Below are 2,430 nucleotides of genomic sequence, written 5' to 3'. Positions count from 1 at the left end.
ATATGGAATTGGGAGAACACTTGCAAAAGTTAAGAGAACAAAAGAACATGTCTAGAGAAGAACTAGCTCAAGAAATGAATGTATCTAGACAGGCAGTTTATAAGTGGGAGAACAATAAGGGATATCCTGATATTGAGAATCTTATAAAGTTAAGCGAACTTTATGAGATTACATTAGATGAACTGATTAAAAATGATCGTACATTTCAAAAAAAATAAGTATTGATGAGKATAAAAAAAAGGAAAATGATCTTACAGGTCCTGGCTTCTATATAGGTATTATATTCGTATGTTTTGGACTTTTTATTGACTTAGGCTCCTATTCTATCGGTATCACTATTTTAGGTTTTTTGACAATGGCGTTTTATGAAGACTTAAAAAAGATATTATGGAGTGTAAAGAAAGATTTTAACGAGCTGTAGAGTTTTAAACAAAAAGCTTTTATGAAGAATATTCGTAAAGGCTTTTTTGCTTCTGATAAAATCCATTATGGTAACTAAGTTTTTACATATAACTGTTTGATTATTAAAGTTTCCTTAATCAACTAAACCAGCTAATAGTTAGTCAACATTTTTCAATGAAAACTTAAAATATTTCATGCTATACTAAATTTGTGCATGCCAAATAACCTTCCAATGAACTGTATTTGGAAAGTTTTGTACTATTTAGTTATACTTTTGAACTAGGCTAGATATTGGAAAATCGTGTTATTTTGTAATAGTGCATAAATCCAATGTATAAGCTTATTGGCACATGCTATCACAGCTACTTTAAAGGGCTTTCCTTCTTCACGTTTCTTATCATAAAACTCTCGTAATCKCTTGTTMCGAGGGATGATTTCATCTGTCRTTTTCTTCTTGCGACAATCACGAATGGCACATTTAACRGCCATRTACAAGGYGTGTCGTAGTCTGCCAGAACCTCTTTTGGTAATCCGATTTACTGTGCTTTAAATTTACCTGATTCAAAGATACTTGGATCAATTCCGGCAAATGCCACTAGTTTTTTAGGGTGATTAAACCGATCAATCTTTCCAATTTCAGAAATAATCGTTGCAGCGATTTTTTCGCCGATTCCAGGGATGGATTGGATAATCTTATATTCTTCAATTTCTTTTGCCAAAGCATTTATCTCGTCTTCAAACTTGGATAGGTGCTTTTGGTATTCTATAAGCATTTTTATATACATTTCAAGGCTTAAAATGTGACTCTGATATAAGGTTCTCTGAAAAGGGTTTCGAGCTGAGGCAGCCGTAAGTTTCTCTGCCTGTGTATTCGCCCACTTTTTAGAACGACTTGGACAAAGTTCATTAATCCTATTTGCTACAGTTTCTTCACCGACTGCTAATATGTCTTCAGAAGTAGGGAATTCTAATAGAGTAAGCAAAGAAACAACTGAATACAAATCTCCAAAAACCCCTCTATATTCTGGAAATACTTGGTCAAGAACAGCCTGGAACTGTAGTTTTGTTTGTACATAGATCCCTGTTATATTTTCGTGTTGTCTTGAAAGATTACGAAGATTTAAGAGTTGTATCCCTCGTTTTTTATAAGGCTCTAAATCCTCTTTATAGTACAGCTCGCAGAGGTGACGTGCATCAATTATATATGTCTTTACTTTGCGTAAACTTGAGCTCTTCGCACGATAAGAAATGAGTGGGTTAACGACAATTAATAAGTAACCTCTCTCCTCAAAATACTGTACAACGGGCGTATGATAATGCCCCGTGGATTCCAATACAATCGGAGGTTTGATCCCCGTTTTATTTTCTAGTTCTCTCAGAAACTGAAATAGTGTTTCTAGTCCTTCAATGGTATGCGTAACTTTAAAACTACCTTGATAAGGCTTCTTTTTATCCAAGAACGCTTGAACCTGACTTTCACCTTTAGCTACATCCAGACTAACCACTGGATTCATTTTTTATCTCCTCCAAAAACATAGTATTGCCGGTAACCCCTAATCCTTCTTACAGTATCATAGCTTCGCTTGTTATACGAGATCTTGGTCCCAACCAGCCAAATCATGTTTAAGCAAGTAGGGGGCGAACTGTTTAGTTAACAGGATCTTAAGCCCCACGGGCAGGTACGTTCTACCCCGGCTACCGTTATCATATATCGATATAAAAATTGTTCAACCAGAAATAACTGGCTGACTTTATAATACGAAAGGGGCAGGTTAGTGATATAAGGTTTTTTTTGGATTAGAACATCTATATAAAATTCATGGTCATTTAAAAGTAGAATGAAAAGCAATAATAATAGCATTGCAAGAAATTGTATTTTGTTATGTATAAAACTTTTATTATTTGTTTTTGGTATATCATAGCATTATAAGATTCATGTAATATCGAAGTAAGATTCATATAATTTAAACTATACATAAAACAACAGAATTAAGGTGAAATTTAAATTAGAGAGTGAGAGGTTTTATT

At 33.8% G+C, this 2,430-nt stretch carries 1 protein-coding gene and 1 pseudogene; one reads left to right on the top strand and one right to left on the bottom strand.

Going from position 1 to position 2,430, the window contains the following annotated elements; all coding sequences use genetic code 11:
- On the top strand, window positions 1–218 hold a 218-nt coding region (locus AC1DUW_RS25915), incomplete at its 5' end, for a helix-turn-helix domain-containing protein (protein WP_407946254.1).
- Between the two features lie 463 nt (window positions 219–681).
- On the opposite strand, the pseudogene AC1DUW_RS25910 reads toward AC1DUW_RS25915, so the two are convergent.
- A pseudogene (locus AC1DUW_RS25910) lies at window positions 682–1,916 on the bottom strand (IS110 family RNA-guided transposase).
- Between the last annotated feature and the right edge of the window lie 514 nt (window positions 1,917–2,430).

The organism is Peribacillus sp. P4_C12 (genome assembly GCF_056402095.1).
The sequence above is the reverse complement of the archived record's forward strand: the minus strand, read 5'-3'. Positions and strand labels throughout refer to the sequence as shown.